The following is a 25,169-nucleotide window of genomic DNA, read 5'->3' as shown; positions in this document are numbered from 1 at the left end:
TCATCAGGCTCCCTTCGGTTGCAATTCATCCAGCAATTCCCGAAACAGCGACAGGGTCTGCTCGGGTTTTTCCAGCGGATACATGTGCGAACCCTCCGCGATGCGATGCAGCATGCGGTGGCGTTTCACGTGGCGTTTGGCACTGTCATGGAAGGGTGACGGCGAATCCTTGCCGGTTACGATAGCGCCCGGCACTTTCAGCCGCGGCAACCGGGTTGCGTTTGTGGGGGTATGGCGGAAAATTTCCACTTCCACTTCCGGCCGAAAACGCAGCCGCCAGCCGTCTTGCCAGGGTTCCACACCGGCTTTCAGGTAATCGGACAAACAACGGGGATCGAACGCCTTGAACAGTCCGCGAGAAGAAAAATAGCTGACCACGGAATCCCAATCAGACCAGTAATCCAGGCGCCCACGGCTTTTACCTGCCGGGGTCACTTTATCGATTTGCCCCGTCAGTTTCGCTGCGTGCATCAACGCCCCATGCAAACCATTCATCATCGGTGGGTCGAGCATGATCAGGCAGGAAAACCAGTCCGGATGGCGCTGAGCCACCAGGTACATCAATACCGACCCCAGCGAATGCCCTGCCCCCACGATAGGTTTGGGCAACGGCGCCAGCTGAGCCTCCAGTTCCAGGCTAAGGCTGTGCCAGCCATCATCCACCGGGAAGGCAGGATCGTGCCCGGCGCGGTCCAGTATCACCAGCTGATAATCCTCTGCCAGCGGTGCCAGAAAAGTGTCGTAACTGTGCCCGGGTATGCCATTGGCGTGAGCAAAGGCAAGCACCTGACGATGACCTGATTGTTCAGGCATGAACTCTCCCTGGGGCCTGGGTGTCCGGCCCAAACAAAAGGCACATCATAGCGGCACTGGCAACAGCGACACCATGGCCGATAACGCCATACATCCTGGCAAGGCATATGCGGCCGGTGCTTTTCAGGTAGTGTACAATGCCGGCACAAAGGAGGCGCTATGACCCTGATTTCATTCAACATCAATGGCATTCGTGCTCGTCTGCATCAGCTACAGACGGTGATCGACAAGTACCAGCCCGCATTGATCGGCCTGCAGGAAACCAAAGTCCACGATCCGGAATTCCCGGAGCAGGCGGTTCGGGACATGGGCTATCACCCCTATTTTTTTGGCCAGAAAGGCCACTACGGGGTGGCATTGATTACCCGTGAACCACTGGAATCTGTGCAGTACGGTTTTCCCACTGACGAGGAAGATGCCCAGCGGCGCATGATCATCGGCACCCTGAAACATAGCGACGGCAGCTTGATCACCGTACTCAATGGTTATTTCCCGCAAGGAGAAAACCGCGAGCACCCGACAAAATTTCCGGCCAAGAAAAAATTCTACGAAGACCTGCAGCATTATCTGATCAATCATCACCAGCCCAGCGATCAAGTCGCGGTGATGGGGGATTTCAATATTTCCTCCACCGATCTGGATATCGGCATTGGCGAAGCCAACCGCAAGCGCTGGTTGCGCGAAGGCAAGACCAGCTTCCTCCCGGAAGAGAGAGAATGGTGGGAACGACTGGTGGGCTGGGGCCTGACCGACACTTACCGTCACCAGAACCCCTCCACCGACGATGTATTCTCCTGGTTCGACTACCGCTCCAAGGGCTTTGATCGCGAGCCCCGGCGCGGGCTGCGTATCGACACCGTGCTCGCCACCCAGCCGCTCATGGCCAAGCTGGATACCACCGGTGTGGATTACGACATGCGCGGCATGGAAAAACCTTCGGACCATTGCCCGGTATGGGCGCGTTTCAACGGCTGAACAGGGCCTCCCATGAAGATCAGGCTGCACCCGGAAAAGCTGAAAGCCAACCTGGATACCCTTGGCTTTATCATCGACCTGGGCATGATTGTGCTGGTCATCGCCAATCTGGGCCTGATCCTGTTCGACTGGTTGTTTCAGGTTCCTCCCGTTCAGGAACTGCTGGCGTCACTGACGCCGGCATTCCATGATTTTTACCGGGACACCATTCACAACGATTTCCTGTTCTACGATCTCTGCTTCGTGGCGGTTTACCTGACCGAATTCACTATTCGCTGGATCGTCGCCATCGCCCGGCGCACGTACCACCGCTGGTTCTTCTACCCCTTTGCACACTGGTACGACTTGCTTGGCTGCATCCCCGTGGGCAGCTTCCGCTGGTTGCGTATTCTGCGCGTCATCAGCCTGCTGTTCCGGCTGCAGCGCATGGGCATCGTCGACCTGTCGCAAACCTGGCTGGGGCAGACGATCCTCAAATACTACGGCATCGTCGTGGAAGAAATTTCCGACCGCGTGGTGGTCAATGTGCTAAGTGGCGCTCAGCGGGAAATTGGTGGTGGCAGCCCCCTGCTCCATCGTATCGAATCCCAGGTCCTGGCTCCGCGCAAGGAGCAACTGGTGAGCTTTGCCGCCGCCCGCATCGCCAACGCCACCCAGAAAAGCCATGGCCAGTATCGCGATCAACTGGCCGAATACTTTTCTCATCTGACAGACGAATCCCTGGTGCGCACCCAGGCAGGCCGGCGCCTGGCCGCCGTCCCTGTTGCTGGCCCCCGGGCCATCGCCCTGCTGGGCGATGCCGTGCGTGAAACCGGCAGCGCCTTCGTGGACCAACTGGTGGATGACCTGGCTTCCCCCGCCAATCGCCCGCAGCTGGAGCAACTGCTGCACGACCTGATCAACGCCGCCGGCGGTGAAGGTGAGCAACTGGATGCGTTGGTTCGCGACACCCTGCTGGACGTTCTCGAGCAGGTGAAAAACCAGGTTGCCGTTCAGCAGTGGAAGCTGGAAGAAGGAGACGAATCAGTAAAAAGTTGATACGCTCGTATCAGCTTAAAGTATCAACTCAGGCACGGTACGGACCACAGCATGAACAGCATCTCCCCCACTGGTGACGACGACCTCCAGCTCCCCGCTTCCCGGGTGCTTCTGGTGGACGACACCCCACAGAACCTGGTCGCCCTGGAAGTGGTGCTCGAGGACCTGGATTGCCAGGTGGATAGCGTTAGCAGTGGCAACGCAGCCTTGTCCAAACTGCTCAAGGAAGACTACGCCCTGGTCCTGCTGGATGTGCAGATGCCCGAGATGGATGGCTTTGAAGTCGCGGGCATCATGCGTTCTCACAAACGCACCCAGAACGTGCCCATCATCTTTGTTACCGCGATCTCCAAGGAAACCCGCTTTGTGCAACAGGGCTACCGCAGTGGCGCGGTGGATTATCTGTTCAAGCCCATCGATCCCCAGCTACTACAAAGCAAGGTGTCGTTTTTCCTTGGTCTTGATCAGCAGAAAAAACGGCTGGAAGCCAAATTAGCGCGCGCACGCCGATCAGAGGCAGAAATGAATGCCCTGTACGGTGAGCAACCCGAATAGCCCCCGGCTATACTGCGACGGTCAGGACGACCTATAAAAAATATCATGGCCATTTCAATTCCCGGATACAGATTGACCAGCCGGCTGGGCAAAGGCGGCATGTCCCATGTGTTCCTTGCCACCCAGCACTCCTTTGAGCGGCAGGTTGCCATCAAGATTTTGACGCCGACGTTGGCGCTGGAACCTCGCTTCGCCGAGCGCTTCATGCAGGAAGCGCGCACCGTTGCCAGCCTCAACCATCCCCATATCGTGCCGGTTTACGACGTGGGGGAACATCAGGGCTATTATTATCTCACCATGGAATACGTGACCGGCGGCAGCCTCAAACAGCGCCTCGCCGACGACGCCCTTGATGAGAGTCATGCCCTGAGCATCCTGCGCCAGCTGGCCGGCGCGCTGAACTATGCCGGCGAGCACGGTTTTATCCATCGCGATGTCAAACCCGATAATGTGCTGTTCCGCGCCGACGGTTCCGCTCTGCTGGTGGATTTCGGTATCGCCTCCAACGTGCTGCGCGATACCAGCGTGACCCAGTCCAATGCCATCATGGGCACGCCCAAGTACATGAGCCCCGAGCAACATCGCTCCCAGCCGCTGACGCTACAATCGGATCTCTATTCCCTGGGCTGCGTGTTCTACGAAATGCTGGCGGGCAAGCCCCCGTTTAGCGCCCCGGACGCACGCAGCATGGGCCTGGCCCACCTGCGCGACCCAGTCCCCCTGCTGCCAGTGGCATTGCGCCGCTACCAGCCACTGATCCGCCAGTTACTGGCCAAAGACCCGGCAGACCGCCCGGAAAGCGGCAGTGCCCTGATTGCCCAACTGGATAATCTGGAGCCCGGCCCGGGGCACTATACCGCAGACCGCTCCCGCTACCGTCCCCAGGAACAGGGCACCACAACGCCACTGGCCCCGCGTTTGCGCCTGAAAGAGTCCAAGCTGGGTCTGAGCTGGCGAGGCAACCTGTACCAATACGACATCTACCTGGTGGCTGATGATTTTGAGCAGTTTCAGGCTCACTTTCCGGTCATGCGATCCGCACTGATGGACTGGTTCCAGCAACGGGGCGCACGCGGCAAGGCCGTCAGCATCAAGGCAACACTGCACCCCTGGATCAGCGGCCGGGTTAAGCAATATCTGAAAGAATTAAGAAAAACAGAAGGGCTGGAATTTCTGGCCCGCATTCCCATGGCCATCAACCTGGTGGGTTCCGATGGCGACCCCATCGAGAAACTGGCCTGGGGCCCCATGGAAAACAGCACTACGGATACGCAACAGCCCTGAACCACCCCGTAGAAAACAGACAGTAACGATTCAGATCCCGGACCGCTGAACGGCATAAAAAAAGCACCAACCGATGGTTGGTGCTTAATTCGACCTAAGCCTCACGGTGCAAGGAGACACCATGATTTCCCCCCTCAGGTGTGGTTCCGGTGACACGGTTCAGGAGTCTGCCATGCGTTCGTTGTGTCACCAGATTCAGGCTACGACGCCAATCTCTCGTTGCAAAGACCGGATCGGTGAACGGTGCACAGGGGGCTATCAAGGGTGGTGAATCACCGATTAAGGCTAGTGAGCTCCTCGCCAGGACTGCATAACCATAGCAACTGCGCTCCGTCAGCGGCGGTCACATCCACATCGAAACAGGCAACCGTCCCCACATTGAAGCCCACCCGCTCTGGTACCCCGGTCCATTTGGCGGTCAATTGCGACACCAGCGGCATATGACTCACCAGTACCGTATTCGACGCTGGCGGGTTAGCCAGCAGCCAGTCAAACAAGGCCTGGGGCTGGCTATCGGGGGTCAGGTAGGGGCACTCTTGCCGGGATAAGCCACTGTATACCTGGGCAATACAATCTGCGGTCTGCTGGGCGCGCAGGTACGGGCTCACGATCAGGCCATTGATCTGGACACCACGGCCTTGCAAGGATTGCCAATGCGACAGCAGTGCCGCCCGTCCGGCTTCCGTTAGCGGCCGCAGGGCATCCGTGGCCGCCTGGGACACGGCCTGCCCGTGGCGGCTAAGGTAGAGTTTCATGAGCTGAATGCACCCAGCTGAAATTCCACATCGTGTTTGTACTCACCACTCATTAGATTCTGGATTACCAGTTCCAGCGGCTTGCCGTGATAGACAACCTTGTACAACGCGGTGGCCAAAGGCATATAAACATCCAGTTCCGCCGCCTTGTCAGCCACCAGTTTGATGGTATTAATCCCTTCGGCAGTCTGCCCAAGGTGCGCAATCGCTTCCTCCAGGCTTTTACCTTCGCCGAGCTGGAAGCCCACCTGGTAATTGCGTGACAGCGACGAGGTACAGGTAGCAATCAGATCCCCCACCCCGGACAGGCCCAGGAAAGTCATCGGATTGGCGCCAAGTTCCACCGCGAAGCGGCTCATTTCTGCCAGCGCACGGGTGATCAGGAAACTGCGACTGTTCTCACCTACCCCGATGGCAGCGGCCATGCCTGATGCCACCGCATAGATATTTTTTAACGCCCCGCCAAGTTCGACACCATAAATATCCGGGTTGTCGTACACGCGGAAATAGTCGCAGCTCAGCGCGTCCTGCACGGTCTGTCGCAGCTGCTCATCGGGGCTGGCGATCACCGTACCGGTGAATTTCTGCTCCACCACTTCCTTGGCCAGATTGGGGCCACTGAGCACGCCAATACGGGTATGCGGCCAATACTGATGCAGCAGCTCGCTCATCAGCAGGAAACCCTCCGCATAGATCCCCTTGGTACAACTGATCACCAGGGTATTGTCCGGCACCCATTGACGGGCCTGCTCCAGCACCTCGGCAAACGCCTTGCTGGGAATCGCCACAAAAACCATGGAGGCGTGTGTTAAGGCTTCTTCCAGGTTGTCAGTGGCCGTCACCCCTTCCGGTAATTCGGCACCGGGAAGGTAGCGGCTGTTCTCGCGATCAATATTGATCGCGGCCGCAGTTTCCGGATCGCGCACCCACAGGTTCACGCTGTGGCCGTTGGCCGCAAGGATGCTGGCCATGGCAGTACCGAAACTGCCCCCGCCAAGAATGGCGGCATTATGCTTGTTCTGCGTCATAGGAACGCCTTGTTTACGCTTTCGGGCATCATAATTGAAGCCGTGGACAGTTGACAGTTAAGGAGCCGCTGAAAGATTAATCAAAGCACCAGCCAGCCACTTTGCAGGCTTTCGCGTCAGGCGCCCAGCTTCTGGCTCTCACTGCGAAAGATCGGTCAGGCAACCCCGCTCAAGGCCTTGTCACTTTCTGCGTCGCGCCATGAACGAAAACGGCCCCACTTTTCGGGAAAAAGGGGGCCGTCCAGCTTTGCGCGTTCAGATGTCTGCCATCAATTGCTGACTGTCTTCACCAGCATTTCATGCATTCGACGCGCGGTTGCCGCCGGGTCCTTTGGCAGCTGGCCTTCCGCCAACATAGCCTGGTCCAGCAACAGTGCAGCCAGATCATCAAAGCGCTCCCCCGCGTCGATGCTGCTCAGTTTGGCCAACAAATCGTGGCTCAGGTTTACCTCCAGTACCGGCTTGTTCTCCGGAACAGGCTGACCTGCCGCTTCCAGCATTCGACGCATCTGCGGGCCGAGCTGGTCTTCCGCCAGTACCAGACAGGCCGGGGAATCCACCAGACGCGTCGTCGCACGCACCGCTTCCACATGCTCGCTCAGGCTCCCGGACAGGCGTTGAATCAGCGGATCATCGTTGTTCGCCTGTTCATCATCGCCCAGGTCCAGCTCACCACGGGCAGCATTGACCAGCTTCACATCCTTGTAGCTTTCCAGATAGCCCACCATCCATTCATCGACGGGATCACTGAGCAGCAAGACTTCAATGCCTTTTTTGCGGAACACTTCCAGGTGCGGGCTTTGTCGCGCGGCCGACGGGGTGTCCGCCAGCAGGTAGTAGATGCTGTCCTGCTCTGCAGGCTTGTTGTCCAGATAGTGATCCAGGGAGGTAGTCACCGAATCCGGGTTACTACTGGTGGCAAAGCGCAACAAGGCAGCGATGGCTTGCTGGTTATCACGGTCTTCGGCCACCCCTTCCTTGATCACCTGGCCAAACTGGGCCCAGAAGGTGGCGTACTGTTCATCATCATTGCTGAGTTTCTTCAGCATCTGCAGCACACGCTTGGTCAGCGCAGCACGAATCTTCTGTACCGGGCCATAATCCTGCAGCAACTCGCGGCTCACATTCAGCGGCAGATCCGGGGCATCAATCACCCCCTTGATGAAGCGCAAGTACTGGGGCAGGAATTGTTCTGCATCATCCATGATGAAAACGCGCTGGACGTATAACTTCAGGCCACGGTTGGCTTCACGCTGGTACAGATCAAACGGCGCACGGGCCGGAATATAAAGCAGGCTGGTGTACTCCAGCTTGCCTTCCACCTTGTTATGGCTCCAGGTCAGTGCGTCCTGAAAGTCATGACTGATGTGCTTGTAAAAGTTCTGGTATTCCTCATCCGTGACTTCGCTTCGCGGCCGTTGCCAGAGCGCGGTGGCGGAATTCAGCGTTTCCTCTTTGCCCTCGTCATCACCGTCCGGGGCTGTCACCAACACAATCGGGAAAGCCACATGGTCGGAATACTGACCTATCACCTGGCGAATCTTAAAATCATCAAGAAAATCACGGGCGTCGTCACGCAGATGCAGAATCACCGCTGTGCCGGACTCATCACGGGTAAGCGGCTCCACGGAAAACTCACCTTTCCCGTCACTCTCCCAACGCACGCCATCAGCCGCGGCTTCGCCGGCCTTGCGGGTTTCCACGGTGACGGTGTCAGCCACGATAAAGGCCGAATAAAACCCCACACCGAATTGACCAATTAGCTGAGCATCTTTCTTTTGGTCACCGCTCAGGTTGGCGAGGAATTTTTCCGTTCCGGAACGGGCAATCGTGCCCAGGTTATCCACTACCTCATCCTGGCCCATGCCAATGCCGTTGTCGGTAATGGTCAGCGTGCCCGCGTCCTTGTCCACTTGCAGGGTAATGCGGGGTTCATCACCCTGCTCCAGCAGCGCAGGATTATCCAGCGCCTGGAAACGTAGCTTGTCGCACGCATCCGATGCATTGGATATCAACTCCCGCAAAAAGATTTCACGGTTGCTGTAAAGAGAATGAATCATCAAGTGAAGAAGGCGGGATACTTCCGCCTGAAACCCATGGGTTTGTTTTTCTGCTGACACGATTAACTCCTGAACCTGCGGGTAATGTTGAGGAACAGATATGGGCAAACCGTTTTTTTTCAAGGGGGCGAGCTAACGCCTGATCAGATGAGACAGAGCGGAATCCAGGTCCGGAAATCGGAAAATGAAGCCCTGCTGCTCCAGGCGGCGGGGATAAACCCGCTGCCCGCCAATCAGCATGGCCGATTGCTCGCCTAAGCCCGCCTTGAGCGCCGCGGATGGCACACGCAGCAGCGCCGGGCGCTTCACTTTTCGGGCAAGGGTGTGGTGGAACTCGCGTTGGGTCACCGGCGCCGGCGCACAGGCGTTGAACACGCCGTCCACACCCGGGGTTTCCAGCGCCCGCACCAGCACCGCCACCATGTCGTCAATATGCACCCAGCTCAGCCACTGGTTGCCGTCACCGAGCATGGCGCCAAGCCCAAGCCGATATACCGGCAGCAACTTGCTCAGCATGCCGCCATCGCTACCCAGCACGATACCCGTGCGCACCAGGCATAACCTTACCCCCTGGCGCGATACCGGCCGGGCGGCCTGCTCCCAGGCGTCGCAAAGCAAGTAACCGAAATCACGCCTGCGCGCCGGGCTTTCTTCAGACAGTTCGGCGTTATCCGCGTTGCCATAAAACCCCACGGCTGATCCGGAAACCAGCACCGCCGGTTTACGATCCAGCCGGGACACCAGCCCCACCACGCCTTCCGTGACACCGACCCGCGACGCAAACAGCGTTTTCTTGCGCCGTTCAGTCCAGCGGCCGGCAAACAGGCTTTCGCCCGCCAGGTTGACGATGCCGTCAATCGCTGCATCGTTCTCTATGTCATCCAGAGATGTCACCAGGCGCGCCCCTTCCGGCAGCACGCGAGCGGCTTTACGGGGTTTGCGGGTGAGAACGGTCAGCTCGTGGCCGTGGGCAGCCAGTCGCCGGCAAAGATGCTGGCCAATGAACCCACTGCCACCGGTTATCAGTACCTTCAACGGGCAGCCTCTATGTGGCGAATACTGTCGATATCGTAGAAGTACTCCATATTGCCCGCGCCCAACGGCACACTCAAGGTCAGGTGATCGTCAGCCACTGCCTGCAAAATCCCCGTGCGCCGGGGACCCTCATTGGCCTCAATCGTCACGTTTTTCCCTACCAGTGCCTTGAGTTCACTGCTCGCAGCCGGAGTTTGTTCAGCGGGCACGGTCTCTGCGGTATGGCTCGGGGCAGCCGCTGGCTCTGCCGGCTCAACCCCAACGGCCTCCGGCTGATCGCCCTCAGACGCCGTCAGCACCACTTTCTGACCGGAGGACAGAGTCAGGGACTTTAATTCATCCGCCCCCACACTGCGCTCCACATTGCCACTGCCCACATTCCTTACCAGCCACAGGCGATCGCCACCCACCTTGCGCAAGACGCCTTCCAGAGTTCGCCCTCCGGTAGTTTCCAGCACCACCGACTGGTTTTCGTACGCCACCAGTTCCGGGAACGTCTGCGTAATCGGTTCTGGCGCAGCCCGTTCTGGTTCAGCCGGCTTCTCGGCACTTGGTGCCACCAGCTCCAACCCGCCCTCTTTTGCGGCGGTGGTGACACGGGTTTCCATGGAGCCAGCAACCACTGCCCAGCCCACGTCACTCTTCTCCAGACGTACCGTGCGTTCCTGCACGGCACCATTACTCAATTCCACCACGGCCATGACCTGGCCGCTGTTTTCCGTGCGGCGCAGGGTCACATGGCGGGCCTCAATCGTGCTCACGGCCCCTTCTGGAAATTGGGTTCGCAGAAACTCCTCCGCCACATGGGCCAGGGTATCTTCGTGATCAAAGTACAGGTCGACCTGGCCGTTGCGGTAACGCAGATGGTTGGTATGGGCGGTGAAGTCCCCGGTCAGATAGCTCTTGAAACTGTCCGGCATGACCAACACAAGGGAACCGGAAAGCTGCCCGGTATCCAGCGGTGCCAGCGCCAACTCCATACGATAGCCGCCGTCGAAAATACGGGTTTCAGGGTAGTCCTGGTTCTCCGGCTTCCAGGACAGATGCACCACAGGGCCATCCTCATCAGACGGGCCCACAATCAACGTTCGACGTTCGGTAATGTCTTCCGGGTTCCAGCCCAGCAGAACGCGCACTTCCAGATCGGCCAGAAAGCCTTCGCCCTGGCTCAGGGTCAATACCCCATCAATGAGAGCAACCCGGTCGTAGCGGAATGTCTCACCGTGCAAACGCCCGGTCAGGCGCTTACCCTGCCCAGCCACGACCAGCAGAGCGGACTCTTCCGAGGAAACAAAGGCCGTGCTGCTGGCTTTTTTCTCACCACGCAGTACCTGGCCACTCTGGCTGGATACCGGTTGCGCAGAAACGTCCCCCGCCAGGCTCCCGCCTGTGACCACGAACAGGCCTATGCCAACCGCAGTGGTCAGCACCGCTGCCACACGGCCCAGCGCCCACCAGCGATAATATTCCCAATGGCTTTGCACCTGCCCCAGGCTTACCAGCGGCACCAGAAAAAAAAGCGAGCTGTGGCCCCGGCTACCGGCTTCATGCATCAGCCCCAGCGTGGTGATGATGAGCGCGCTTACCCCAACAATAATCAGCAGTTCTGCCATATTCTTATTCTCTCCACGGGTCGTCGCCCTACCGATAACCGGCGAACTTCCCCCACTTTACAAAGCCTTTTGCGGGCATTCCAGCACTTAAGTTACTGATTTTCCTATTAGAGTGAAGGGCATGATATGCATCACATTTAGCCTTCCCGAACCGCCCGCTGCAAGCGGTTATTCATCATTACGCAGACCTTCTGCCCGGACGTTCAGCGCCACTCATCATTGAAAAGAAAAAAAAACTTGTCAGGCTGAAAGTCAGAGGATATACAGGCGCTGAGGACATCGGGAAACCGGGGAACCGGACCCGATGGGCCCGTGTAACAGGTTGTTTGAGGAGGTCAGGAAGGAGGCCACCATGAGTAACCATCGTAATGAGCAAGACCTTGATTCGGAAGATCTGCTGATGAACGAAGATTTCGATATCCTGGATGACAATGTGGATGAGGAAGAGCAGGAAGAGCGTAGTGCTCGCAGCCGCTCCTTCAATATGGACATGCGCCATCGCATCGAAGATCGGCTGGAAGAGCGCCGCCTGAAAAAGGAACTCAATGAATACGAGTCCTTTGACCTGGACGACGACCTCCTCCACTAAGCCCACAAAAAAGGCCGGCAAATGCCGGCCTTTTTTGTATCGCTAACGGCGGTTTTACCAGCCAGTCGCTTCTTTCACGGCTTTGCCGATTTCTGCCGGGTTGCGCACGGTCTTCACACCCGCCGCTTCCAGAACCGCAAACTTTTCATCTGCCGTCCCTTTACCACCGGCAATGATGGCGCCAGCGTGGCCCATGCGTTTGCCCGCCGGAGCCGTTACGCCCGCGATGTAGCTCACCACCGGCTTGGTGACGTTCTCCTTGATATAGGCAGCCGCTTCATCTTCTGCGGTACCGCCGATCTCACCCACCATCACAATGGCTTCGGTCTGCGGGTCATTCTGGAACAATTCCAGCGCATCAATGAATGTCATGCCCGGAATCGGGTCACCGCCAATACCAATACAGGAAGACTGACCAAAGCCCAGCTTGGTGGTTTGGTTAACCGCTTCATAGGTCAGGGTACCGGAACGGGACACGATGCCTACCTTGCCCGGCTTGTGGATATGGCCCGGCATGATCCCGATTTTGCACTCACCCGGAGTAATTACCCCGGGGCAGTTCGGGCCGATCAGACGAACGCCGTCCATTCGGGAGATATACTCTTTGACGAACAGCATATCCAGTGCAGGAACCCCTTCGGTAATGCAGACGATCAGTTCGATGCCGGCGTCTGCGGCTTCCAGAATGGAGTCCTTGCAGAACGGTGCGGGCACATAGATCACGCTGGCGGTGGCGCCGGTTTCAGCCACGGCTTCTGCCACGGTGTTGAATACCGGCAGGCCCAGGTGGGTCTGGCCGCCTTTACCCGGGGTGACACCACCCACCATCTGAGTGCCGTACTCAATGGCCTGTTCAGAGTGGAGTGTGCCCTGGCTGCCGGTGAAGCCCTGGCAGATAACCTTGGTGTTTTTGTCGATCAATACGCTCATGCGGCACCTCCCACTGCTTTCACTACCTGTTCGGCAGCATCATCAAAACTTTGTGCGGCAATGATGTTCATGCCGCTTTCTGCCAGCTTCTGGGAACCCAGCTCCGCATTGTTACCTTCCAGACGAACCACAACCGGGACCGTCACGCCCACTTCTTCCACAGCACCGATAATGCCTTCGGCAATCAGGTCACAACGGACAATACCGCCAAAGATGTTCACCAGAACGCCCTTTACCTGATCATCAGACAGGATGATTTTGAACGCTTCGGTAACGCGCTCTTTGGTAGCACCACCGCCCACGTCGAGGAAGTTGGCCGGCGCACCGCCTTTCAGCTTCACCAGGTCCATGGTGCCCATGGCCAGGCCCGCACCATTCACCATGCAACCGATGTTGCCGTCCAGCGCCACGTAGTTCAGGTCCCATTCGGCAGCACGACGCTCACGCTCGTCTTCCTGACTGGGATCGTCCAGAGCCTTGATGTCCGGATGACGATACAGCGCGGAGCCATCCACGTTGATCTTGGCATCCAGGCAGTGCAGATCGCCCTCATCGGTAATCACCAGCGGGTTCACTTCGATCAGCGCCAGGTCCTTGTCGATGAACAGCTTGGCCAGGCCTACAAAGATCTTGGCAAACTGGTTGACCTGTTTGCCTTCCAGGCCCAGCTGGAACGCAATTTCACGAGCCTGGTAGGGCTGTGCCCCCACCAGCGGGTCGATTTCCGCCTTGAGAATTTTCTCCGGGGTTTCTTCTGCGACCGTTTCGATGTCCACGCCACCTTCGGTGGAGGCCATGAAGACAACACGGCGGCTGGCACGGTCCAGTACCGCACTCAGATACAGCTCTTTGGCAATATCGGTGCAGGTTTCCACCAGGATTTTTGATACCGGCTGGCCGTGTTCATCGGTCTGGAACGTCACCAGGTTTTTGCCCAGCCACTGCTTGGCAAACGCCGCCGCGTCTTCCGGGGTATCCACCAACTTCACACCACCGGCTTTACCGCGACCGCCAGCGTGCACCTGGGCCTTCACGACCCACTTGTCACCACCGATCTCTTTCGCCTTTGCTGCTACCTCTTCCGGGGTATCACAGGCAAAGCCGGTAGAGACTGGCAACCCATAATCAGCAAAAAGCTGTTTTGACTGATACTCATGGAGATTCATGCCAATACTTCCATCATCAATGAATTAGTGGCGCCCTGTTCAAGCGCCGTTATCGCTGCCGTTCAAATGCCGCGCTATTTCTTGCGACGACGCTGCGCCACATGGATTGCTTTAAAGTCCGTGGCCAAGGCTGCTTCATGAACGGTTTCTGACAGGCTTGGGTGACCAAACACCATCAGCTGCAAATCTTCCACGGTAGCCCCAAACTCCATGGCTATAACGCCTTGCTGAATCAGCTCGGACGCCTGCGGGCCTACTACGTGCATTCCCAAAATACGGTCGGTCTTTTCGTCGGCTACAAACTTCACCATGCCACCGGTTTCACCGGCCGCCATGGCTCGCCCATTGGCCGCAAAGGGTACGGCTCCGGTCTTGTAAGCATCACCGGAATCCTTTACTTCTTCTTCGGTCTTGCCGACCCATGCCACTTCCGGGTGGGTATAAATCACCCCGGGAACGGCGTCGTAGTTCACCTGGGTGCTTTCGCCCATGATCACTTCCGCGACCATGACACCTTCTTCGATGGCCTTGTGGGCCAAGGCCGGACCACGCACCAGGTCACCAATGGCGTAAACGCCGGGGACATCAGTGCGGCACTGGCTGTCCACGTAAATATAATTACGCTCATCCAGGCTGACACCGGCGTCCTGGCTAAGCAGGCCTTCGGTATAAGGACGACGGCCCACCGCCACAATCAAGCGATCGAAGGTTTCTTCCTGCTCGCCATCCTTGTCGGTGAAGCTCACCACGACCTGATCCTTCTTCACTTCGGAACCGGTGACGCGGGCGCCCAAGCGAATATCCAGCCCCTGTTTGGTGAACTGCTTCTGGGCATCCTTGGCAATCTGCTTGTCCACTGCAGGCAGGAAGTCATCCACCGCCTCCAGCACAACAACCTCACTGCCCAGACGGCCCCATACACTGCCCAACTCCAGGCCGATCACGCCGGCACCAATCACACCAAGGCGCTTGGGTACCTTGTCAAAATCCAGTGCCCCGGTGGAATCCACAATTACTTTTTGGTCGACGGACGCCACCGGAATATCCACCGGCACAGAACCGGCAGCCAGAATGACGTGCTCGGCCTGCAAGGTCTGTGTGTCACCTTCCAGAGGCTGGAATTCCACCTGCTTGCCGCTTTTCAGCTGGCCTGTGCCCTGCAGCCAGGTCACCTTGTTGGCCTTGAACAGCTGGGCAATACCACCGGTCAAATTCTTGACGATGGTGTCCTTGCGTTTGAGCATGGTCTCAAGGTCCAGGTCTGCACCCTTGATCTTGATGCCATGATCCGCCAGAGCCGATTCGGTTTCGTGGTATTTCCATGAAGAATCCAGCAGCGCCTTGGACGGAATACAGCCCACATTCAGACAGGTACCGCCCAGAGCCGGCTCATCCTGTTTATTGATACGCTTTTCGATACAAGCCGTGTTCAGCCCCAGTTGCGCACACCGGATCGCGGCCACATAGCCACCAGGACCACCACCAATGATGATGACGTCGTAGTTGTCACTCATGCTCTATTCCTTCTATCGCTGGCACGCTTCACGCAACACGCTGGCACGCCATGTCGCGTGTGCGTGCCAGCATGAAGCGTGCAGGCGTACATTCAGATATCCAGCAGCAGGCGCGCCGGATCCTCGATAAAGTTCTTCACTGCAACCAGGAACTGCACCGCTTCCTTGCCATCGATAAGGCGATGATCATAGGACAGGGCCAGATACATCATTGGCAGGATTTCCACTTTGCCGTCCACCGCCATGGGCCGTTCCTGGATCTTGTGCATACCCAGAATCGCCGTTTGCGGCGGGTTCAGAATCGGCGTGGAAATCAGTGAACCAAACACCCCGCCGTTGGAAATGGTGAAGGTGCCGCCGGTCATCTCTTCAATGGACAGCTTGCCCTTCTGGGCTTTCTGGCCGTACTCGATGATCTGCGATTCCACTTCCGCCAGGCCTTTCTGGTCCGCATCGCGAAGCACAGGCACAACCAGCCCCCGTTCGGTGGAGACAGCCACACCGACGTCGTAGTAACCGTGATAAACGATGTCTTCACCGTCGATGGAGGCGTTCACCGCCGGGAAGCGTTTCAGGGCTTCCACACAGGCACGGGTAAAGAACCCCATAAAGCCGAGACGCACGTTATGGGCTTTCTCGAATTCCGGCTGGTAATGCTTGCGCATATCCATAATCGGTTTCATGTTGACCTCGTTGAAGGTGGTCAACATGGCCGAATCCTGCTGGGCCGACACCAGGCGCTCGGCAATCCGCTTGCGCAAACGGGTCATTGGCACCCGACGCTCTTCACGCTCACCCGGTGCTCCCGGTACGTCCAGAGTCGCCGGTTGTTGCGGCGCAGGCTGGCTGGCACGTTTCTCCGCTTTCTCAGTGATGACCTTTTCCACATCACCCTTGGTAATGCGGCCACCACGGCCTGTGCCTTTCACCTGGTCTGCGGCGATACCATGCTCGCTCATCAGCTTACGGGCCGCCGGGCCCGCCTGATCGCCGGCACTGTCATCGTCGTCAACAGGCTCGGACTTCGCGTCCGCTTTCTCTTCCTGCTTGTCGCCCTTCTTGTCCGCAGAGTCATCATCACTCTCTGCCTTTGCCGGCTTCTCATCGCTCTTGCCGGCACTGCCGCTGGCCCCTTCATCGAAGGTGCCCAATACCTGCTGGCTTTCTACGGTTTCACCCTCGGCCGCCATGATCTTGCTGACCACGCCATCGGCCGGTGCCACCACTTCAAGCACAACCTTGTCGGTTTCAATATCGACCAGCAGCTCATCACGCTTCACCGCTTCACCTTCCTGTTTGTGCCAGGTGGCTACGGTGCCGTCTGCTACTGATTCCGGGAACTGCGGGGCTTTGATATCAGTCGCCATGCCTAATCCTTAACTGTTACTTAATCTCGAAGGCGTCCTGAACCAGACGCTGCTGTTGTTCCACGTGCAGTGACATTGAACCTGCCGCCGGGGCGGCCGCCATATCGCGGCCAGCGTAATGCACAGGCCCCACGCCAGCTTTTGTTGCTACACGGTACATATGATGCTGAGAGCAATACCAGGCGCCCTGATTCATGGGCTCTTCCTGACACCAGACCAAATGTTCCAGGTTCGGATAGCTCTCAAGAATCTCCTGCAAGCGCTGCTCCGGGAACGGGTACAACTGCTCAATGCGTACCAGCGCGGTATCGCTCAGATCATCGCCATCGCGTTTTTCCAGCAGGTCGTAGTAGACCTTGCCGGAACACATCACCACGCGCTTGATCTTCTTGCGATCCAGATCAGCCAGGTCATCCAGCACCGAATGGAAGGTGCCATGGGCCAGATCTTCCAGTGCAGATGTGGCCTTTTTATGGCGCAACAGGCTCTTCGGACTCATTATCACCAGCGGTTTACGCAGTGGCCGTACAGCCTGACGGCGCAGCAGGTGATAAATCTGACCGGGAGTGCTCGGCACACAGACCTGCATGTTGTGCTCTGCGCACAGTTGCAGGAACCGTTCCAGCCGTGCAGAAGAGTGCTCCGGGCCCTGCCCTTCATAGCCGTGGGGAAGCAGCATGGTCAGGCCACACAAACGGCCCCACTTGGCCTCGCCGGAAGAGATGAACTGGTCAATTACCACCTGGGCACCGTTGGCGAAATCACCAAACTGGGCTTCCCAAATCACCAGGGATTTTGGCGTGGTAGTCGCGTAGCCATATTCGTACCCCAACACCGCTTCTTCAGACAGCAATGAATCGTAGATATCGAAGCGCGGCTGATCCTCGTAGAGGTGTTGAAGCGGCACATACTGCTCACCGTCTTTCTGGTTGTGCAGCACCGCGTGGCGGTGTGAGAACGTGCCGCGGCCACTATCCTGGCCGGTCAAACGAATGGCAAAACCCTGATCCAGCAGCGTCGCATAGGCCATGGTTTCCCCGTAACCCCAGTTCAGCGGCAAGGCACCGGCGGTCATTTTGCGGCGGTCTTCAAGAATTTTCTTCACCTGACGCTGAACGACCACCCCTTCCGGCGGTGTTTCCAGGCGGGTAGCCAGATCCTGCAACTTCTTCAGCGGGTACGACGTATCCCAGTCATCTTCCACCTTGTGGCCGATGTAGGGAGACCAGTCCACGAACAGTGCCTTGTTTGGCTCACGCACCAGGGATTTCACCACATGGTTACCGGCGTCCAGCATGTCGCGGTAGTCATCCACGGTTTTCTGGGCTTCCTGTTCACTGATCACTTTTTCGTTGATCAGCTGCTCGGCATACAGGGTGCGGGTGGTCGGGTGGCTTTTGATCTTTTTGTACATCATCGGCTGGGTCGAGGACGGCTCGTCCGCCTCGTTATGCCCCGAACGGCGATAACAGATCAGATCAATCACCACGTCTTTCTTGAACTGCATGCGGTAATCCACCGCAAGCTGGGTGACGAAATACACCGCTTCCGGATCATCCGCATTCACGTGGAAGATCGGCGCCTGCACCATTTTTGCCACATCGGTGCAGTACTCGGTGGAGCGGGCATCATCACGCCGGCTGGTGGTAAAGCCTACCTGGTTGTTGATGATCACATGCAGGGTACCACCGGTGTGGAAGCCGCGGGTCTGGGACATCTGGAATGTCTCCATGACCACGCCCTGCCCGGCAAAAGCCGCATCACCGTGCAATATGATCGGAACAACCTGCTCGCCACCTTCGTCATCACGGCGATCCTGACGGGCACGTACCGACCCTTCAACCACCGGAGACACGATCTCCAGGTGTGAGGGGTTGAAGGCCATGGCCAGATGTACTTCACCGCCAGACGTTTGTACGTTGGACGAGAAGCCCTGGTGATACTTCACGTCACCGGAGCCCGTTTCGTTGAAGCTCTTGCCGTCGAATTCTTCGAACAGGTCTTTCGGGCTTTTGCCCAGGGTGTTGACCAGCACATTCAAACGGCCACGGTGGGCCATTCCGATCACCAGTTCCTTGGCGCCATAACTGCCCACGCGCTGGATGATTTCGTCCATCAACGGAATCAGCGATTCGCCGCCTTCCAGGCCGAAACGCTTGGTGCCGGGGTACTTGCTGCCCAGGTATTTTTCCAGGCCCTCGGCGGCGGACAGGCGCTCAAGAATATGTTTCTTGATGTCCGTACCGTATTCCGGGTGACAGCGCACGCCTTCCATGCGCTGCTGCAACCAGCGTTTTTCCGCGGTGTTGACCATGTGCATGTATTCCGCACCCACGCTGGAGCAGTAGGTACTGGTCAGGCAGTCAACGATATCGCGGAGGGAGGTCTCGGGCTTACCAATAAACAGGTTGCCCGTTTGAAATACGGTATCCAGATCAGCCGTGCTGAGACCGTGATGCGCCAGTTCCAGGTCTGGAACGGCTTCGCGCTCCATGATCCCCAGCGGGTCCAGCTTGGCCACCTGGTGGCCACGGTTTCGGTAAGCTGCAATCAAGTGCAGCACACGGACCTGACGACGCTCATGCTCAGTGCTGACCGCACCGGCACCAAACTTCTGCACACGCGAGCGATTCTTCGCCTGCAACAGGAAGTATTCACGCACGGCGGCGTGGGGCACGTCGGATTCAACGGCGGTATCAACACTGGGGAGTTTTTCGAAATAAACGCGCCAGTCTTCCGGCACGGAATTAGGATCGGTCAGGTAGGATTCGTACAGTTCATCGACATAGGCAGCGTTGGCTCCCCCGATATGGGAGGACTGCCATTGCCGCTGCATGGAACTGTCTTGCATGTTAGCTCGTTCCTTCGGCGGGAGGTTGTCACACTCTGTGGTATGAGTAACTGCGACCACAGGGGGGCGACCCTGTTCCCGTACGCTCGTATTTTTCGGAACAACGCCTTTTAAGCCCTGTTCCACCCATGAGATGCAACCTGCTATCTCGCCCATACCGGGTCGGGTCTGGGTAGAAGCTTGCTACCTCTCGTCGAGGGATTACCTCGAACTGCTATCTAGTGTAGCCCTTTTAATTCGGTTTTGTTAGGCACCGAATTCATAAAGTAACTTATGACTCTTTCCGAATGTTTCTGCCATTGGCAAAACGTCGAATAGACAGCACAAAACGCCATCATCGACTTTATTAGATACAAAAAAGGCGGCCTGATGGCCGCCTTTTTTGTTTCGGGTCAGATGCCCCGCTCCAACAGCATGGAACGGATATGGCCGATGGCCCGGGTCGGGTTCAACCCTTTCGGGCAAACGCTGACGCAGTTCATGATGCCGTGGCAGCGGAACAGGCTGAAGGGGTCGTCCAGTTTGGACAGACGCTCTTCAGTCACTGTGTCGCGGCTATCCGCCAGGAAGCGGTAGCTCTGCAACAGGGCTGCCGGCCCCAGGAACTTGTCCGGGTTCCACCAGAAGCTCGGGCAGCTGGTTGAACAGCAGGCACAGAGAATACACTCGTACAGGCCATCCAGCTTCTCGCGCTCTTCCGGGCTCTGCAGGCGCTCGATGGCCGGAGCCGGCGAGCTGTTCTGCAGGTACGGCTGCACTTTTTCGTACTGGTTGTAGAACATACCCATGTCCACCACCAGATCGCGAATGACCGGCAGACCCGGCAGCGGGCGCAGGATCAACGGCTTTTTGCCTTCCAGTACACCCGGCGCCACCTGGGACAGCGGAGTGATACAGGCCAGGCCGTTCTTGCCGTTCATGTTCATGCCGTCGGAACCGCAAACACCTTCACGGCAGGAGCGACGGTAGGACATGGATTCGTCCTGCTCTTTCACCAGAGCGAGAATGTCCAGCACCATGAGGTCTTTACCCTGGGTATCGACCTCATACTCCTTCATGCTCGGCTCGCGATCCGTTTCCGGATTGTAGCGATAGATACTGACTTTCATCGTTAGCTCCCCTTAGTAGGTCCGCGCCTTGGGCTGGAAGGTGTCAACGGTCTTCGGCTTGAAGTTCACGTCACGCTTGCCCAGCTTCTTGGCTTTGGGGTCGAAGATGGAGTGGCACAGCCAGTTCTCATCGTCACGATCCGGGTAATCGTAGCGGGAATGCGCGCCACGACTCTCGGTACGGCCTTCGGCCGCGATGGCAGTGGCTTCCGCCACTTCCAGCAGGTTATCCAGCTCCAGCGCCTCAATACGCGCGGTGTTGAACGGCTTGCTCTTGTCATCCAGGTGCGCCTTGGCAATCCGCTCGCGCAGATCGGCCAGCTTGGCCACGCCTTCTGCCATCAGATCGCCCTTGCGGAACACCCCGAAGTGGTTCTGCATCACACTCTGCAGTTCCTTGCGCAGCGCGGAGACAGATTCACCACCCTTGGAATCGTCCCAACGGCGAACCCGTGACAGCGCTTCATCAATGTCCGCATCGCGTGGCTCGTATTGAGTCATGCCCTGACGCAGTGCATCTTCAATGTATAAGCCAGCTGCGCGACCGAATACCACCAGGTCCAGCAGCGAGTTACCGCCCAGACGGTTGGCGCCGTGTACGGATACACAGGCCACTTCGCCCACCGCGAACAAGCCGTTAACGAACTCGGCGTCACCTTCATGCCCACCGGTCAGCTTGAGCGCCTGACCATGAACATTGGTGGGGATACCGCCCATCATGTAGTGACAGGTCGGCACAACCGGGATCGGCTCTTTTACCGGATCGGTCTGCGCGAAGGTAATGGCCAGTTCACAGATGCCCGGCAGGCGGCTGTGCAGCACCTCTTCACCCAGATGATCGAGCTTCAGATAAACGTGATCGCCATCCGGACCGTCGCCACGACCATCCAGAATTTCCATCATCATGGAACGGGCAACAACGTCGCGGGACGCCAGATCTTTGGCGTTCGGCGCGTAACGCTCCATGAAGCGCTCGCCATCCTTGTTGATCAGATAGCCACCCTCGCCCCGGCACCCTTCGGTTACCAGTACACCGGCGCCGGCGATGCCGGTGGGGTGGAACTGCCACATTTCGATGTCCTGCACCGGCAGACCAGCACGCAGAGCCATGCCAACGCCGTCACCGGTGTTGATCAGGGCATTGGTGGTGGAGGCGTAAATGCGACCGGAACCACCGGTGGCAAAGACGGTTGCCTTGGCCTTGAAGAACACAGTCTCGCCAGTTTCGATGTCGATGGCGATCACACCACAAACATTGCCTTCAGCGTCTTTGACCAGTTCTGCGGCGTACCACTCATTGTAGAACTGGGTGCCGTTCTTCAGGTTTTGCTGGTACAGCGTGTGCAGCAGCGCGTGGCCGGTACGGTCAGCGGCCGCACAGGTACGGGCTGCCTGGCCACCTTCACCGAAGTTCTTGGACTGGCCACCGAATGGACGCTGGTAAATACGCCCTTCTTCGGTACGGGAAAACGGCAGGCCCATGTGGTCCAGCTCGTAGACCGCTTCAGGGCCCACATTACACATGTATTCGATCGCATCCTGGTCACCGATGTAATCGGAACCTTTCACGGTGTCATACATGTGCCAGCGCCAATCATCGTTGGGATCGGCGGACGCGATCGCACAGGTAATACCGCCCTGGGCGGATACAGTGTGCGAACGAGTCGGGAAGACTTTGGAAATCAGCGCAGTCTTGAAACCGGACTGGGCCATTTGCAGTGAGGCGCGCATACCGGCACCACCACCACCTACGACGATAGCGTCAAACGTAATAGTGCGAATGGACATGGATTACGCCCCTCCCCAGATCAGAACCAGACCCCAAAGCAGGTACACAACCAGCGCCAGAGCAATTGCCAACTGGGCAATCAGGCGCACGCCGGTGGCGGCTTTACCAAAGGTCAGGCTGGTCAGGTAGTCCGTGGTTACGCCCCACAGGCCCACCCAGGTGTGTGCAGCGACAGAAATTACCAGCAGGGTGTTGGCTATCTGCATGCAGATAGATCCCATGAAGGCTTTCCAGCTGCCATAGTCCAGATCACCCGCGGTGATCAGATAACCCAGCATGCCGATCATGTAGACACCGATGATGACAGCGGATACGCGCTGAATGAGCCAGTCATACAGGCCGTTACGGCCCAGGCTCGTTACACTGGTTACCATATCCAGACTCCTACCAGCAGAATCAATACCGCAGAGATGATGAAGGCCAGCTTGGCGCCACGACGGCCGCCTTCCAGGCTTTCACCAACACCGGTGTCCATAATCAAGTGACGAATGCCCGCCACCAGGTGGTACAGCAATACAGACAAAATGCCCCATACCACCAGTTTCACCAGCAGTGAGGTCATCATCAGTTCTTTCAGGTCCGCAAAGCTCTCGGGAGACGCCAGGGAGCGATCCAGCATCCACAGCAGAATCGGCAATGCCAAAAAGATGGCAACGCCGGTTACACGATGGGTGATAGATGCTATAGCCGTGACCGGGAACTTGATCGTGCTCAGATCGAGGTTAACGGGTCGCTTATCGTTCACGGTAGCCTACTTATAGCCAGGCCTCAGTTAAGAGGCGGTTGTCGGGAACTTGGCAGAGTTATTGAGATCAAAACGTGAAGCCTGATCTCAATAACTCTGCCCGGGCCGGGGTGGGCCCGTGTGAAACCCCCAGCAGGAGGTTTCTGCCGGGCGGCAGTATATCGCCGCCACTTACGCAAAACAAACGCTCCGACCGACAATTATTGCCCACTTACCGGCTAACGCCTTGATTTACAATGATGCACCTGATCTGAACGCCATGAATTTGTGTTGCACCATGCTGAGGCAAAATTGTCATTCTGCCGTAACAAGCTGTTTACCCTACAAAAGTCTGACTCGCCGGTTCTCGCCTGCGCGTTGACAAAGGTGTGTCAAAACTTTACCTTCCCCCGCGCTTTGGAGGACCTTCCTTACCTTGAGGAACGTTCCCTCGTCCGCCAATGGAGAGATTCCCATGACCGAGAAGAAAGCCACTCTCAAGGTAGAGGGTCAGGACCTGGACCTGCCGATCTACACCCCGACTCTGGGCCGCGACGTTATCGACGTGTCCAAACTGGTAGCTAACGGCGTCTTTACTTTCGACCCGGGTTTCACCTCTACCGCTTCCTGTGAATCCAAGATCACCTTTATCGATGGTGAAGTGGGTAAACTTCTGCACCGCGGCTACTCCATCGAGGAGCTGGCAGGTCAGTCTGATTATCTGGAAGTGTGTTACACCCTGCTGTACGGCGAACTGCCTACCGCAGAGCAACGGGATCAGTTCATCAGCACCGTGAAGAACCACACCATGGTGCACGAACAGATCCGCAACTTCTTCAACGGTTTCCGCCGCGATGCCCACCCGATGGCCATCATGTGTGGTGTAGTTGGCGCCCTGTCCGCCTTCTACCACGACTCACTGGACATCAATAATCCTGAGCACCGTGAAATCACCGCGTACCGCCTGATCGCCAAGATGCCCACCATCGCGGCCATGTGCTACAAGTACGCGCTGGGCCAGCCCTTCATGTACCCGCGCAACGACCTGGGTTACGCAGAAAACTTCCTGCACATGATGTTCGGCAACCCCTGCGAAGAGTCCAAGATCAGCCCGACCCTGGCCAAGGCCATGGATCGCATCTTCATCCTGCATGCGGACCACGAGCAGAACGCCTCCACCTCTACCGTGCGTCTGGCAGGCTCCTCCGGTGCCAACCCGTTCGCCTGTATCGCTGCTGGCATCTCTGCCCTGTGGGGCCCAGCACACGGTGGCGCCAACGAAGCCGTGCTGAACATGCTCGATGAAATCGGTCACATCGATAACATCGACGCCTACATCGCCAAGGCCAAGGACAAGAATGACCCGTTCAAGCTGATGGGCTTCGGTCACCGCGTTTACAAGAACTACGATCCGCGTGCCACCGTGATGCGCGAGTCCTGCCACGACGTTCTGGCCGAACTGGGTGTGAACGATCCGCAGCTGGAACTGGCCATGAAGCTGGAAGAAATCGCGCTGAGCGACCCCTACTTCAAAGAGAAGAAGTTGTTCCCGAACGTGGATTTCTACTCCGGCATCATCCTGAAAGCCATCGGGATCCCGACCTCCATGTTCACCGTAATCTTTGCCCTGTCACGCACCGTAGGCTGGATTGCGCACTGGAACGAAATGATCTCCAACCCGTACAAGATTGGCCGTCCGCGCCAGCTGTATACCGGCGAAGCCGAACGTTCATTCGTTCCGGTCAACGAGCGCAAATAAGCGCCTCGTTATCGCCTGACAAAAAAACCGCCTTCGGGCGGTTTTTTTGTGTCTGCAAAAAGCCGCCACAGTTAAACTTTCACTCCCTTAAACTCACCGCTCACTTCCTGGTAACGACAGTTTCACCCTGCTGATTGGACGCTATTACCACCCTGCATTTGCGTGGTTGCGCCGTGCATGCAAGCATCATCGTCTCGCTAGCCAATGCAGACATG

The 25,169-nt window shown here is 57.5% G+C and carries 21 protein-coding genes; 6 read left to right on the top strand and 15 right to left on the bottom strand.

Features of this window, described 5'->3' with window-relative positions; genetic code table 11:
- Positions 1 to 3: 3 nt before the first annotated feature.
- Positions 4 to 813 (bottom strand): alpha/beta fold hydrolase, encoded by an 810-nt coding sequence (locus F1529_RS12500; RefSeq protein WP_155135200.1) that lies wholly within the window; start codon positions 811 to 813, stop codon positions 4 to 6.
- A gap of 159 nt (positions 814 to 972) precedes the next feature.
- Here F1529_RS12500 and xthA point away from each other — a divergent pair, with 159 nt between their 5' ends.
- From xthA to F1529_RS12480, 4 genes are all read left to right on the top strand, one after another.
- The gene (gene xthA / locus F1529_RS12495) at positions 973 to 1,788 is read left to right on the top strand and encodes an exodeoxyribonuclease III (RefSeq protein ID WP_007150217.1); all 816 of its coding nucleotides are present in this window, start codon (positions 973 to 975) and stop codon (positions 1,786 to 1,788) included.
- Between the two features lie 12 nt (positions 1,789 to 1,800).
- Complete coding sequence (locus F1529_RS12490) at positions 1,801 to 2,826, top strand: ion transporter (RefSeq protein WP_155135198.1); 1,026 nt, start codon at positions 1,801 to 1,803, stop codon at positions 2,824 to 2,826.
- A gap of 51 nt (positions 2,827 to 2,877) precedes the next feature.
- The gene (locus F1529_RS12485; protein WP_007151590.1) at positions 2,878 to 3,381 is read left to right on the top strand and encodes a two-component system response regulator; all 504 of its coding nucleotides are present in this window, start codon (positions 2,878 to 2,880) and stop codon (positions 3,379 to 3,381) included.
- A 72-nt stretch (positions 3,382 to 3,453) separates the two neighbouring features.
- Complete coding sequence (locus tag F1529_RS12480) at positions 3,454 to 4,665, top strand: serine/threonine-protein kinase (protein ID WP_155135196.1); 1,212 nt, start codon at positions 3,454 to 3,456, stop codon at positions 4,663 to 4,665.
- A gap of 272 nt (positions 4,666 to 4,937) precedes the next feature.
- Here the strand turns inward: F1529_RS12480 and sixA are convergent, their stop codons facing one another.
- The 5 genes from sixA to F1529_RS12455 all read right to left on the bottom strand — a co-directional run bounded on the left by sixA (position 4,938) and on the right by F1529_RS12455 (position 11,156).
- The gene (gene sixA, locus F1529_RS12475) at positions 4,938 to 5,420 is read right to left on the bottom strand and encodes a phosphohistidine phosphatase SixA (RefSeq protein ID WP_155135194.1); all 483 of its coding nucleotides are present in this window, start codon (positions 5,418 to 5,420) and stop codon (positions 4,938 to 4,940) included.
- Positions 5,417 to 6,448, bottom strand: coding sequence for an NAD(P)H-dependent glycerol-3-phosphate dehydrogenase (locus F1529_RS12470; RefSeq protein WP_007150965.1), 1,032 nt, complete (start codon positions 6,446 to 6,448; stop codon positions 5,417 to 5,419). The genes sixA and F1529_RS12470 overlap by 4 nt, the downstream gene beginning before the upstream one ends.
- Before the next feature lie 269 nt (positions 6,449 to 6,717).
- On the bottom strand, positions 6,718 to 8,568 hold the full coding sequence (gene htpG / locus F1529_RS12465; RefSeq protein ID WP_290518296.1) for a molecular chaperone HtpG: 1,851 nt from the start codon (positions 8,566 to 8,568) through the stop codon (positions 6,718 to 6,720).
- 72 nt (positions 8,569 to 8,640) lie between these two features.
- A complete protein-coding gene (locus tag F1529_RS12460; protein WP_155135190.1) occupies positions 8,641 to 9,543 on the bottom strand; it encodes a TIGR01777 family oxidoreductase in 903 nt (300 codons plus the stop codon).
- Entirely contained in the window at positions 9,540 to 11,156 is a 1,617-nt protein-coding gene (locus tag F1529_RS12455; protein ID WP_155135188.1) for a hypothetical protein, read from the bottom strand. Before F1529_RS12455 ends, F1529_RS12460 begins: the two co-directional genes overlap by 4 nt.
- A 352-nt stretch (positions 11,157 to 11,508) precedes the next feature.
- Here F1529_RS12455 and F1529_RS12450 point away from each other — a divergent pair, with 352 nt between their 5' ends.
- Positions 11,509 to 11,745, top strand: coding sequence for a PA3496 family putative envelope integrity protein (locus F1529_RS12450; protein WP_007150109.1), 237 nt, complete (start codon positions 11,509 to 11,511; stop codon positions 11,743 to 11,745).
- A 54-nt stretch (positions 11,746 to 11,799) separates the two neighbouring features.
- Here F1529_RS12450 and sucD read toward each other — a convergent pair whose 3' ends face one another.
- From sucD to sdhC, 9 genes are all read right to left on the bottom strand, one after another.
- Positions 11,800 to 12,675 (bottom strand): succinate--CoA ligase subunit alpha, encoded by an 876-nt coding sequence (gene sucD, locus F1529_RS12445; protein ID WP_007150875.1) that lies wholly within the window; start codon positions 12,673 to 12,675, stop codon positions 11,800 to 11,802.
- A complete protein-coding gene (gene sucC, locus F1529_RS12440) occupies positions 12,672 to 13,841 on the bottom strand; it encodes an ADP-forming succinate--CoA ligase subunit beta (protein WP_007149713.1) in 1,170 nt (389 codons plus the stop codon). The genes sucD and sucC overlap by 4 nt, the downstream gene beginning before the upstream one ends.
- Before the next feature lie 74 nt (positions 13,842 to 13,915).
- Positions 13,916 to 15,355 (bottom strand): dihydrolipoyl dehydrogenase, encoded by a 1,440-nt coding sequence (lpdA, locus tag F1529_RS12435; protein WP_007150308.1) that lies wholly within the window; start codon positions 15,353 to 15,355, stop codon positions 13,916 to 13,918.
- 92 nt (positions 15,356 to 15,447) lie between these two features.
- Positions 15,448 to 16,722, bottom strand: a complete 1,275-nt coding sequence (gene odhB, locus F1529_RS12430; protein ID WP_155135186.1) for a 2-oxoglutarate dehydrogenase complex dihydrolipoyllysine-residue succinyltransferase — start codon at positions 16,720 to 16,722, stop codon at positions 15,448 to 15,450.
- A 16-nt stretch (positions 16,723 to 16,738) separates the two neighbouring features.
- The gene (locus F1529_RS12425) at positions 16,739 to 19,573 is read right to left on the bottom strand and encodes a 2-oxoglutarate dehydrogenase E1 component (RefSeq protein WP_039926009.1); all 2,835 of its coding nucleotides are present in this window, start codon (positions 19,571 to 19,573) and stop codon (positions 16,739 to 16,741) included.
- A gap of 392 nt (positions 19,574 to 19,965) precedes the next feature.
- A complete protein-coding gene (locus F1529_RS12420; protein WP_007151181.1) occupies positions 19,966 to 20,682 on the bottom strand; it encodes a succinate dehydrogenase iron-sulfur subunit in 717 nt (238 codons plus the stop codon).
- A 12-nt stretch (positions 20,683 to 20,694) separates the two neighbouring features.
- Positions 20,695 to 22,470 (bottom strand): succinate dehydrogenase flavoprotein subunit, encoded by a 1,776-nt coding sequence (gene sdhA / locus F1529_RS12415; RefSeq protein WP_155135184.1) that lies wholly within the window; start codon positions 22,468 to 22,470, stop codon positions 20,695 to 20,697.
- A 3-nt stretch (positions 22,471 to 22,473) separates the two neighbouring features.
- Entirely contained in the window at positions 22,474 to 22,845 is a 372-nt protein-coding gene (gene sdhD, locus F1529_RS12410) for a succinate dehydrogenase, hydrophobic membrane anchor protein (RefSeq protein WP_007150974.1), read from the bottom strand.
- Positions 22,839 to 23,216: a succinate dehydrogenase, cytochrome b556 subunit gene (gene sdhC / locus F1529_RS12405; protein ID WP_039926010.1), complete on the bottom strand. Its 378-nt coding sequence runs from the start codon at positions 23,214 to 23,216 to the stop codon at positions 22,839 to 22,841. The genes sdhD and sdhC overlap by 7 nt, the downstream gene beginning before the upstream one ends.
- A gap of 454 nt (positions 23,217 to 23,670) precedes the next feature.
- Between sdhC and gltA the strand changes: the two genes are divergently transcribed.
- Positions 23,671 to 24,954, top strand: coding sequence for a citrate synthase (gltA, locus tag F1529_RS12400; protein ID WP_155135182.1), 1,284 nt, complete (start codon positions 23,671 to 23,673; stop codon positions 24,952 to 24,954).
- Positions 24,955 to 25,169 lie beyond the last annotated feature (215 nt).

The sequence above is a fragment of the Alcanivorax sp. VBW004 genome, assembly GCF_009718865.1.
In the GTDB taxonomy this organism is placed as follows: domain Bacteria; phylum Pseudomonadota; class Gammaproteobacteria; order Pseudomonadales; family Alcanivoracaceae; genus Alcanivorax.
Note: the sequence above shows the minus strand (reverse complement) of the source record. Positions and strands in the feature narration are given on the sequence as shown.

Excerpts from the sequence above, each read along its gene's own strand:
- sucC (WP_007149713.1), bottom strand. The coding sequence starts at position 13,841 with ATGAATCTCCATGAGTATCAGTCAAAACAGCTTTTTGCTGATTATGGG.
- F1529_RS12455 (WP_155135188.1), bottom strand. The coding sequence starts at position 11,156 with ATGGCAGAACTGCTGATTATTGTTGGGGTAAGCGCGCTCATCATCACC.
- gltA (WP_155135182.1), top strand. The coding sequence starts at position 23,671 with ATGACCGAGAAGAAAGCCACTCTCAAGGTAGAGGGTCAGGACCTGGAC.
- sixA (WP_155135194.1), bottom strand. The coding sequence starts at position 5,420 with ATGAAACTCTACCTTAGCCGCCACGGGCAGGCCGTGTCCCAGGCGGCC.
- sucD (WP_007150875.1), bottom strand. The coding sequence starts at position 12,675 with ATGAGCGTATTGATCGACAAAAACACCAAGGTTATCTGCCAGGGCTTC.
- F1529_RS12500 (WP_155135200.1), bottom strand. The coding sequence starts at position 813 with ATGCCTGAACAATCAGGTCATCGTCAGGTGCTTGCCTTTGCTCACGCC.
- F1529_RS12490 (WP_155135198.1), top strand. The coding sequence starts at position 1,801 with ATGAAGATCAGGCTGCACCCGGAAAAGCTGAAAGCCAACCTGGATACC.
- lpdA (WP_007150308.1), bottom strand. The coding sequence starts at position 15,355 with ATGAGTGACAACTACGACGTCATCATCATTGGTGGTGGTCCTGGTGGC.
- F1529_RS12470 (WP_007150965.1), bottom strand. The coding sequence starts at position 6,448 with ATGACGCAGAACAAGCATAATGCCGCCATTCTTGGCGGGGGCAGTTTC.
- F1529_RS12420 (WP_007151181.1), bottom strand. The coding sequence starts at position 20,682 with ATGAAAGTCAGTATCTATCGCTACAATCCGGAAACGGATCGCGAGCCG.
- xthA (WP_007150217.1), top strand. The coding sequence starts at position 973 with ATGACCCTGATTTCATTCAACATCAATGGCATTCGTGCTCGTCTGCAT.
- F1529_RS12485 (WP_007151590.1), top strand. The coding sequence starts at position 2,878 with ATGAACAGCATCTCCCCCACTGGTGACGACGACCTCCAGCTCCCCGCT.
- odhB (WP_155135186.1), bottom strand. The coding sequence starts at position 16,722 with ATGGCGACTGATATCAAAGCCCCGCAGTTCCCGGAATCAGTAGCAGAC.
- sdhD (WP_007150974.1), bottom strand. The coding sequence starts at position 22,845 with ATGGTAACCAGTGTAACGAGCCTGGGCCGTAACGGCCTGTATGACTGG.
- F1529_RS12425 (WP_039926009.1), bottom strand. The coding sequence starts at position 19,573 with ATGCAAGACAGTTCCATGCAGCGGCAATGGCAGTCCTCCCATATCGGG.
- F1529_RS12450 (WP_007150109.1), top strand. The coding sequence starts at position 11,509 with ATGAGTAACCATCGTAATGAGCAAGACCTTGATTCGGAAGATCTGCTG.
- sdhA (WP_155135184.1), bottom strand. The coding sequence starts at position 22,470 with ATGTCCATTCGCACTATTACGTTTGACGCTATCGTCGTAGGTGGTGGT.